Origin of the sequence: Natronococcus sp., from assembly GCF_047921035.1 — an archaeon.
GTDB lineage: Archaea > Halobacteriota > Halobacteria > Halobacteriales > Natrialbaceae > Natronococcus.
In genome coordinates, this window is the sequence record NZ_JBLRWX010000002.1 from 88,108 (window position 1) to 95,825 (window position 7,718).

Genomic DNA, 7,718 nt, shown 5'->3' on the forward strand with positions numbered 1-7,718 from the left:
TATGAGCTTCGACGTTCCAGACGACCGACGGTACCGCGAATCGCACGAATGGGCACTCCCGACCGACGACGGGATCCGCATCGGCATCACCGACTTCGCACAGGACGAACTCGGCGACGTCGTCTTCGTCGAACTCCCCGACGAGGGCGAGTCGATCGCCCAGGACGAGGAGTTCGGCGTCATCGAGTCGATCAAGGCCGTTTCCGACCTGTATGCACCGGTCGGTGGCGAGGTCCTCACGGTCAACGAGGAACTGTTCGACTCTCCGGAACTCGTCAACGAGGACGCGCTCGGCGAGGGCTGGATGCTCGAGATCGAGGGCGCCGACGAGACCGAACTCGAGGCGCTGCTGTCGGCCGACGAGTACGAGAACCAGATCGCCTGATCAGGGTTCCTGCGGCGTCTCCCGGTTGAAAAGCACCATCGCGGCTCCGGAGACCACGACGGTCAGTACCGCCCAGACGAGCCACAGTTCCGGCTCGTCGACGACGTAGACGACGACGAGCGTCGCGAGGAAGACGGCGGTCAGCGCCCCCGTCCATAGATCCTTTCGACGGGCCGGTGTCTCCGACATCCCTTACTCGAGCGTGACGAGGTGATCGAGCAGTTCCTCGAGCGGTTCGGTCGTCACGGCCAGCGAGTAGCCGTCGATCCGGGCGAGGTCGGCGGCGTGCTCCCAGAGGTCCTCCTCCTCGATGCCGTGGAGGACGACAGCGTTCGGGGTCGGGTTGACGACCCGCAGCGCGACGGCGACGGCCTCGCCTCGGGTGACGCCGGTAAAGACCAGCACGCGATTCGTGCTCTGGCCGTACAGCCGGAAGAACTCCTCGCTCGAGAGACGGGTGATCGCCCCGATGCTGTCGATGACGGTGTGGCCGCTGACCCGGTCCGTGCTGCCGGCGGCGACTTCGGTCGCGCCGATCTCGTCGTACAGCTGGACGAGCGGTTTCGAGGTCGCGTACTCCCGAAGGTCGTAGACGACGTCGCTCTCGAAGCCCGCCGAGAGTACGCGTCCGTACTGGCGGATTCGGTCGCCGCCGCGGCGTTCGTCGATCGCGAGCAGCCCCTCGACGAGTCGACCGACGACGCCGATCCCGGGGCTCTCCCGGCGCCCGCTCTCGTAGTCCGAAATTACCGAGGAGGAGACCTCGAGTTCGTTGGCCAGATCCGTCTGGGAGACGCCGAAGTCGGTCCGCCACTTGCGCAGCGTCGCCCCCGGATCGTCGCTCAGCGTGATCTCTCCGGCGATCTTCTCGGCGAGCTCTCGCTTGGGTCCACGGCCGCCCATACGCGACGGTCGTCCGGTCGACCCAAGTAGCTACCGGAGTCGGCGCCCGGAAACCGGCGGCCACCGGCGGGACGGCGGTCAGTCCGACGGCTCGGACACCTCGGGATCGACCGTCTCGATCCGCGCGTCGATCCAGGCCGCGGCGGCCTCGAGGGTCTCCGAATCGGATCCCGAGAGGCGGATCCGACCCGGTCGGTCCTCCCCGCGGGGGTAGCTGCCGACGGCGACGTCGAACTCGTCGGTCACTCCCTCGAGGACGGCCGTCAGCGATCCCTCCGGGGCCGGCGTGTAGACCGTCCGAGAGCGCGCCTCGCCGACGAACTCCCCGGCGACCTCGCGGAACATCGCCCGCATCTCCTCGGGAATGCCCGCGAAGACGGAGACGTTCTCGACCGTACAGCCCGGCGCCCACGCCTCCTCGACGACGATCGGTACCGCCCCGGCCGGGAGCGAGGCCGCGGCCTCGAGGTCGATCTCGAGGTCGTACTCCGCGACGAGATCCGGGTTCTCCTCGCGGAACTGCCGGGCTTTCTCGACCAGCCGCTCGTAGATCTCCTCGCGGACGACCATCTCGCGGCCGAGCCCCTCGGCGACGGCCTCGAGCGTGACGTCGTCGGGGGTCCCGCCGAGCCCGCCGGTGACGAGCACGGCGTCGAACGCGTCGCTCCAGTCGGCGACGGTGTCGGCGATGAGTTCGCGGTCGTCGGGGATCGTCAGGATGCGCTCGACGGTTGCGCCCCGTTCGGTGAGCTGCTCGGCTAACCACGCGGCGTTGGTGTTCGTGGTCGTCCCCGCCAGCAGCTCGTCGCCGACGGTGACGATCGCGACGTTCATGGATCGAGTTGGGGCTCGAGGCAGTTAGCGGCTCCGCCGGCCGGTTCCGATCTTCGGTGGCGTTCGAATCCGTCCGCGATTCCGACCGATGTCCTCGGCAATCGGGGATCGATTCGCGAGACCAAGTATACTCATACTTGCGGAGGCCGTGCGAGAGCGCTACTCCATCGTCCAGTTTCCCGGCAGAGTTGCGCTGGTTCCGATCGCCGACGATCCGCTCGAAGCACTCGGTAACGAATTCCGGCCAGTGGACGCGGAGTGGGTATCCTCATATATCGGGGAACATTTTTACTTTTGCCCACCATACACCGAAATATGTCAGACGTCGCGCTGGACGACCGCGGTCGTCTCACGCTCCCGAAGGAGGTTCGAGAGCGATACGGGGACCGATATCACGTCGTTCAGCTCCCCGACGGGATCAAATTGATCCCGGTCGCCGACGACCCGCTCGAGGCGCTTAGAGACGAGTTCGCGGATATCGACAAGTCGACCGACGAGCTTCGCGAAGAAGCACGAGAGACTGCACTCGACGAAGCGGGCCGGTAAATGTACGCGGAAACCGATTTTCTCCTCGCGCTCATCAAAGACGATGACTGGCTCGGAGAGGCCGCCGAGTCGGTGTATCGAGAGCGCCGTGACGAGTTATGGACGTCGCAGTTCACGCTTATCGAACTCCTGATGGTGGCCTACCGGGAGGAACGTGATACCGATCGCGTCGTTTCGAACGCCGCCACCCTCGTCGAGGTACGCGGTGACGTGGAGACGGTTGTTACGGCGGCGACGTACGTGGAAGACCACGGGTTCACACCGTTCGATGCGCTCCACCTCGTCGAATCGAACGGCGATACCATCGTCTCGAGCGACGATGCGTACGAGGACGTCACGTCCCGCCTCGACCTGAAGACGGTTGGAGAGGAGTGACGCTCCGCAACCACTAAACGCGGCTCACCCCAACCACGTCCTAATGAGCGACTGGACCGAGACGTACCGGCCGACGACCCTGTCGGAGGTGCGCGGCAACAACAAGGCCCGGGACCAGCTGAAGGAGTGGGCCGAGAGCTGGGACGACCACCGGAAGGCGGTGATCGTCCACGGCAGCCCCGGCGTCGGCAAGACCTCGGCGGCTCACGCGCTGGCCAACGACATGGACTGGCCGGTGATGGAACTCAACGCCAGCGACAGCCGCGGCGCCGACGTGATCGAGCGCGTCGCGGGCGAGGCCGCAAAGAGCGGCACCCTCACCGCGGGCGGGTCGGGCCGTCGGCTCGTGATCTTAGACGAGGCGGACAACTTCCACGGCAACGCCGACTACGGCGGCTCCCGAGAGGTGACGCGGGTCGTCAAGAGCGCGAACCAACCGATCGTCCTCGTGGCCAACGAGTTCTACGACATGAGCCAGTCGCTGCGCAACGCCTGCGAGACGATCGAGTTCCGCGACGTCTCCAAGCGATCGATCGTCCCCGTGTTGCGGGACATCTGCCGTCGCGAGGGCGTCGAGTTCGAGGAGGAAGCACTCGAGAAGATCGCCGAATCGACCAGCGGCGACCTGCGATCGGCGGTCAACGACCTTCAGGCGGTCGCCGAGGAGGCCGAACGGCTGACCGTCGAGGACGTCGTGACGAGCGAGCGCGATACGACGGAGGGTATCTTCGACTTCCTGGACGCGCTGATCAAGGAGGAGGACGCCCAGGGGGCGCTGTACGCCTCCTACGACGTCGACGAGACGCCCGACGACCTGCTGAACTGGATCGAGGACAACGTCCCGAAGGACTACTCGGGCGAGGAGCTGGCCGACGCCTACGGGTTCCTCTCGAACGCCGATCGCTGGCTCGGCCGGGTTCGGGCCACGCAGGACTACTCGTTCTGGCGGTACGCGACCGACAACATGACCGCGGGGGTCGCCGCCTCCCGTCAGGGATCGAAGGGCGGCTGGACCCGCTACGGTCCCCCGAGCTACTGGTCGAAACTCGGCCGCACGAAGGGAACCCGGAACACCCGCGACGCCATCGCCGAACGCATCGCCGAGCGCGAGGGAACCAGCGTCGCGACGGCCCGCCGAGAGATCCTCCCGTTCCTCTCGGCGATGACCCACCACTGCAAGAACCGCGAGCTAACGGTGCGGATGGCCGCCACGTACGAACTCGACGAGGGCGAGGTCTCGTTTATTACCGGCAGCGGGAAGACGACCAACAAGGTCGAGTCGATCGTCGAAGACGCCGAGGGACGCCGCGAGCAGCAGGCGGTCGAACACTCCGGCGGCGCCTTCTTCGGGAACGCCTCGAGCGACGACCTCGAGATCGGTGACGACGACGGAGACGGCGAAGAAGACGAAAACGACCAGCAGTCGCTCGAGGCCGTCGCCGAGGCGGGCGACGCCGACGAGGGATCGCCTTCGGAGCAGCCGGCCGACGAGCCCGCGGAAGCCGACGACGACCAGTCCGGTCTCTCGGATTTCATGTAACTGCGACCGTTATCCGTCCGCCGACATGTCTAGTTATAGACCCACCGACACTATTACGACGGTCGCTGTGGACACCCACTCTTGGTGAGTGTGGATCAATGACCGACTACGACTGTCCGCTTTGCACGAACGGCTACGAGGAACGCACGGATCTCCGGATCCACCTCGAGGTCAACCACCGGAAGTCGGCGATCGTCTCCCAGCTCGTGGAGGCGACGACCGACTCGGCGGTGGGAACCGACGACGCCGTTCTGGAAGGCGACCGACCTGCACCGACGCCGTAACCGGTAGCTACGCTTTTTCGACGAGTCGAGCGGAGAACGACCGCGGGAGCGCGTCGCGAACGCCCTCCGCGAGCGCCGCTGGATCCGACCCTCGAAGCGGCGGCACCGTCTCGACGGGGCGGTCGGTCATGCGCTCGAGCTCCCCGGGATTCGTCCGCTCGGCGACGGACGCCCCATCGTACTCGTTGCAGACGATTCCGCGGACGTCGACCCCGCGTCGCTCGAGCGCGTCGACGGTGAGCGCGGTGTGGTTCAGCGTGCCCAGTCCCGACCGCGTGACGACGACCGCGACGGGGGCGAGGTCGGCGACCAGGTCGATCACCTCGCGGTCGCCCGCCAGCGGAACCCGGAGGCCGCCGACCCCCTCGAGGAGTGCGACGGGCGCCCGATCGCATTCCCGACGACAGTCGGCCAGCAGCGGCTCGTACTTGAGGGGGTCGCCCGCCCGTTCGGCCGCGATCCGGGGGGCCAGGGGCTCCTCGAGGTAGCGCAGGCAGGTCGCCGCCTCGTCGGTTCCGCAGGCGTCGGCGACGAACGCCGCGTCGTCGTCCGGCGGGTGCCCCGTCTGTGCGGGTTTGATCGCGCGGGCGTCGACGCCGCGGTCTCGAAACTCGCGGGTGAGTCCGGCCGTGACGACGGTCTTGCCGACCCCGGTGTCGGTGCCGACGACGGCGACCGTCGTCACAGGAGTCCGACCTCCGTCCCGGCCGCCTGGAACGCCTCGAGGCAGGCGACGACGTCGTTCCTGTCGTGGGCCGCAGTTGGCGCGACGCGGAGCCGGCAGGTCCCCTCGGGGACCGTCGGCGGTCGGATCGCCGGCGCGATCACGTTCCGGTCCCGGATCCCGGCCTCGAGGGCCAGCGCGTCCTCGCGGTCGCCGACCACGATCGGCAGGATCTGGGACTCGCCGGGCACCTCGAACCCCATCGACTCGAACCCGTCCCGGAGGTGGGCGACGTTCTCCCAGAGCCGTTCGCGGGCGTCGCTGTGCCGGGCGAGGTGGAGGGCCTCGCTTGCGGCCGCGGCCGCCATCGGCGTCAGTCCCGTCGAGAAGACGAACGGGCGGGCCTCGTTGACCAGCAGTTCGACGAGGGCGTCGCTGCCGGCGACGTACCCACCCTGGCTCGCCAGCGCCTTCGAGAGCGTTCCGAGCTGGACGTGGACCCGATCCTCGAGCCCCTCGGCCTGGACGATCCCACCGCCGTCGGCGTACAGCCCCGTCGCGTGGGCCTCGTCGACCATCACCCACGCGCCGAACTCCTCGGCGACGTCGCAGATCGACTCGAGCGGGGCGACGGTGCCGTCCATGCTGAAGACGGTATCGGTGACGATCAGCCACGACTCGTCGGCGGCGCCCGGTCGATCGGCTCGCGCGGCCAGCTCGACCCGGAGGCTCGCGGCGTCGCAGTGGTCGTAGACGACCGTCTCGGCCCCCGAGAGGCGACAGCCGTCGACGATGCTGGCGTGGTTGCGCTCGTCGGAGAAGATCACGTCCGGCTCGAGGGCGGTGATCGTCCCGACGTTGGCGGCGTAGCCCGACGAGAAGGCGAGCGCGCGGTCGGTGCCCTTGGTCTCGGCGAGCAGCCGCTCGAGGTCCTGGTGGACCAGCGTGTCGCCGGTGACGAGTCGGCTCGCGCCGGCGCCCGTGCCGACGGTCGCCCCGGCCTGGCGCGCGGCGTTCTGGACGCGCTTGTCGGCGGTCAGCCCGAGGTAGTTGTTCGAGGCAAACACGAGCGCCTCCTCGGAGTCGAGCACCGGGAGCTCGCCTCCCGACGGCGACGCGAAGTACCCCCGCTCCGCGACCCGATCGGCGGGCGCGAGCGATCGTTTCAGGTCGTGCTCGACGAGCGCGTCGAGCCGACCCTCGAGGTCGAACCCGCGGTCTTCCATTCGAGTAAAGGGAGTCTGCCGCATGTTTTCACTGTCACGGTTCGCGTCGAGGCGACCGCGGGGTTCGCTCGAGTCGCTAAAACCGGGGCATCAGCTCCGCCGGCCCGACGACGCCGTACTCGCCGGCCCGGTTCCGACGAACGCCGGCTCGCAGGTAGCCGAGCGCGGGGCCGTTGACGTTCGCTTCCATGCTCGTCGCATCGTCGAGCTGGAAGGTGTTCGTCCCCCGCTCGCCGTCGAAGGTTGTTCCGGTCACGGAGACGGTCGTCGTTGTCGGCTTCTCGTCGCTGCGAACGTCGAGGAGCCCGCCGACCGTGACGTCCGCGGCGTCACAGACGCCCGCGCGCTCGAGCAACACGTCGTCGGCGTGCTCCATGTCCTCGAACTCGATGATGCCGTCGTGGTCGTCGACGATCGCCTCGATCTCCTCGGCGGAGAGGTCGCGAGCGGTCTCGATGTCGTAGCCGGGCAGATGGGCGATGTCCTCGCGGACGGTGCCGCGGTTGTCCTCGTACCCCGACTCGAGGCCGACGCCCCACCAGATCTCCACTTCTTCGATCTCGACGAACGACTGGGCCGCCAGGGCGGCCGCGCCCGTCAGCAGCCCCGGGGTCGCGCCGGCACCACAGACGAAGGTGATCCCCGCCTCCTCGAAGGCTTCCTTCCGATCGTCGAGCATGCCGATCACCCGGGAGCGCTTGAGGACGTCGACCATCACGCCGCCGTAGCCGCCCTCGAGGAACCGGTCCGCGACGCGGGGGATGAAGTCGTGTTCGTAGTTCGGCAGCGCCAGCAAGACTGCGTCGATCCCGTCGCCGCGATCGATGACGTCCTGGATGGGGTCGTCGCTGGGACGGGCCTGTTCGGAGGCGACGACTCCCCTGTTCTCCCCGTGTTGTTTGACGCCCTCGCCGTCGGCGGTCGCCGCGCCGCCGTCCGTCGCGACGTCGCCGGGATCGCT

General features: G+C 68.0%; 11 protein-coding genes. 5 read left to right on the plus strand and 6 right to left on the minus strand.

The window, feature by feature from the left end; all coding sequences use genetic code 11:
• Position 1: 1 nt before the first annotated feature.
• On the plus strand, positions 2-385 hold the full coding sequence (gcvH, locus tag ACNA7R_RS01065) for a glycine cleavage system protein GcvH (RefSeq protein WP_416281676.1): 384 nt from the start codon (positions 2-4) through the stop codon (positions 383-385).
• Here gcvH and ACNA7R_RS01070 read toward each other — a convergent pair whose 3' ends face one another.
• From ACNA7R_RS01070 to ACNA7R_RS01080, 3 genes are all read right to left on the minus strand, one after another.
• Positions 386-574 (minus strand): hypothetical protein, encoded by a 189-nt coding sequence (locus tag ACNA7R_RS01070; RefSeq protein ID WP_416281677.1) that lies wholly within the window; start codon positions 572-574, stop codon positions 386-388.
• A 3-nt stretch (positions 575-577) separates the two neighbouring features.
• Positions 578-1,288, minus strand: a complete 711-nt coding sequence (locus tag ACNA7R_RS01075) for a helix-turn-helix domain-containing protein (protein ID WP_416281678.1) — start codon at positions 1,286-1,288, stop codon at positions 578-580.
• 78 nt (positions 1,289-1,366) lie between these two features.
• Positions 1,367-2,122 carry a competence/damage-inducible protein A gene (locus tag ACNA7R_RS01080; RefSeq protein WP_416281679.1) on the minus strand — a complete coding sequence of 252 codons (756 nt, stop codon included), beginning with the start codon at positions 2,120-2,122 and terminating at the stop codon, positions 1,367-1,369.
• A 315-nt stretch (positions 2,123-2,437) separates the two neighbouring features.
• On the opposite strand from ACNA7R_RS01080, the gene ACNA7R_RS01085 reads away from it, so the two are divergent.
• From ACNA7R_RS01085 to ACNA7R_RS01100, 4 genes are all read left to right on the plus strand, one after another.
• Positions 2,438-2,668 carry an AbrB/MazE/SpoVT family DNA-binding domain-containing protein gene (locus ACNA7R_RS01085; RefSeq protein ID WP_416281680.1) on the plus strand — a complete coding sequence of 77 codons (231 nt, stop codon included), beginning with the start codon at positions 2,438-2,440 and terminating at the stop codon, positions 2,666-2,668.
• A complete protein-coding gene (locus ACNA7R_RS01090) occupies positions 2,669-3,043 on the plus strand; it encodes a type II toxin-antitoxin system VapC family toxin (RefSeq protein WP_416281681.1) in 375 nt (124 codons plus the stop codon).
• A 43-nt stretch (positions 3,044-3,086) separates the two neighbouring features.
• The gene (locus ACNA7R_RS01095; RefSeq protein ID WP_416281682.1) at positions 3,087-4,583 is read left to right on the plus strand and encodes a replication factor C large subunit; all 1,497 of its coding nucleotides are present in this window, start codon (positions 3,087-3,089) and stop codon (positions 4,581-4,583) included.
• Between the two features lie 98 nt (positions 4,584-4,681).
• Complete coding sequence (locus ACNA7R_RS01100; protein ID WP_416281683.1) at positions 4,682-4,867, plus strand: hypothetical protein; 186 nt, start codon at positions 4,682-4,684, stop codon at positions 4,865-4,867.
• A 7-nt stretch (positions 4,868-4,874) separates the two neighbouring features.
• On the opposite strand, the gene bioD is transcribed toward ACNA7R_RS01100, so the two are convergent.
• The 3 genes from bioD to ACNA7R_RS01115 form a co-directional block, all read right to left on the minus strand.
• Positions 4,875-5,552 (minus strand): dethiobiotin synthase, encoded by a 678-nt coding sequence (bioD, locus tag ACNA7R_RS01105; RefSeq protein ID WP_416281684.1) that lies wholly within the window; start codon positions 5,550-5,552, stop codon positions 4,875-4,877.
• The gene (locus ACNA7R_RS01110; protein WP_416281685.1) at positions 5,549-6,757 is read right to left on the minus strand and encodes an aminotransferase class I/II-fold pyridoxal phosphate-dependent enzyme; all 1,209 of its coding nucleotides are present in this window, start codon (positions 6,755-6,757) and stop codon (positions 5,549-5,551) included. The genes bioD and ACNA7R_RS01110 overlap by 4 nt, the downstream gene beginning before the upstream one ends.
• Positions 6,758-6,833: 76 nt before the next feature.
• The coding region (locus ACNA7R_RS01115; RefSeq protein ID WP_416281686.1) for a transcriptional regulator at positions 6,834-7,718 on the minus strand (885 nt) is incomplete at its 5' end.